Source organism: Micromonospora sp. LOL_013, assembly GCF_048060315.1.
In the GTDB taxonomy this organism is placed as follows: Bacteria; Actinomycetota; Actinomycetes; order Mycobacteriales; family Micromonosporaceae; genus Micromonospora_E.
Genome location: NZ_JBHMIQ010000097.1, coordinates 1 through 1,033, shown reverse-complemented (window position 1 = coordinate 1,033; position 1,033 = coordinate 1). Strand labels below are relative to the sequence as shown.

The following is a 1,033-nucleotide window of genomic DNA, read 5'->3' as shown; positions in this document are numbered from 1 at the left end:
TGAGCCTTTCCGGGTAAGGCTCTGATCACCGGGCGCGGTGTCCGGAACGGTCAAGATGTGTGGGAATCGCCCTGGTGAGCCGGGATAAACGATGAGGGCGCGGAACGCCGGTACGAAGTGTTCCTCTCACAGACCACGACCCCGGAGTCCCGCGCCGCTCATGAGTATCACCTATACCGCAACGCTGCCCGTACGCGACGAGACCGTGTTCCACCTCTCCGGACTGCTGCACGCCGAACGTCTCCGGCGCGGCACCCGCCGGGGACGGCGGGTGCTGACCTGCTTCCGCCAGGCCGTGCTGGTCCTGCGCTGGCTGCTCGACGGCACCCGGATGAGCCAGTTGGCCCGCGACAACACGATCAGCCTGTCCACCGGGTACGCCCACCTGCACGAGGCCATCACGGTCCTGGCCGCCCAGGCACCCGGCCTGCACGGCGCGCTGCTGGCAGCGAAGGCCGCCGGCTACGACCACGTCCTGCTCGACGGAACCCTGATCGAGACCGACCGGATCGCCACCCCGGGTCCCACCCCCGGCGTCGACCTGTGGTGGTCGGCCAAACACAAGAACCACGGCGGCAACATCCAGGTCCTGACCGCCCCGGACGGCTGGCCGCTGTGGACCTCGCCGGTACGCCCCGGCCGGGAACACGACACCAGCTGCCTGCGCGCCCACCCCGGCCTGCTGACCACCCTCACCGAGATCCGCGAGAACATGCGGACCCTGGCCGACCTCGGCTACGAGGGCGAAGCCGACACCATCGCCGTCGCGTTCAAGAAGCCCAAGAACGGTGAGCTCACCGACCTGCAGCAGACGTTCAACCACGCCCACAACCGGCTCCGCGCGGTCGGTGAACGCGGGAACAGCCTGCTCAAGACGACGTTCAAGGCCTTACGTAACGTCAGCCTGTGCCCGTGGAAGATCGGGAACATCGTCGCTGCGGCACTGGTCATCCTCCACATCGAGCACAACCGAACCACCTGAGCCGAGTACCGGCACTACACCCAGTCGCGGACCGTTACTCGCAAAGGCTCA

At 67.5% G+C, this 1,033-nt stretch carries 1 protein-coding gene; it reads left to right on the top strand.

Annotated features, from left to right (window positions below):
- Positions 1–160 precede the first annotated feature (160 nt).
- Entirely contained in the window at positions 161–982 is an 822-nt protein-coding gene (locus tag ACFHWS_RS28470) for an HARBI1 family protein (RefSeq protein WP_416569579.1), read from the top strand.
- Positions 983–1,033 lie beyond the last annotated feature (51 nt).

Excerpts from the sequence above, each read along its gene's own strand:
- ACFHWS_RS28470 (WP_416569579.1), top strand. The coding sequence starts at position 161 with ATGAGTATCACCTATACCGCAACGCTGCCCGTACGCGACGAGACCGTG.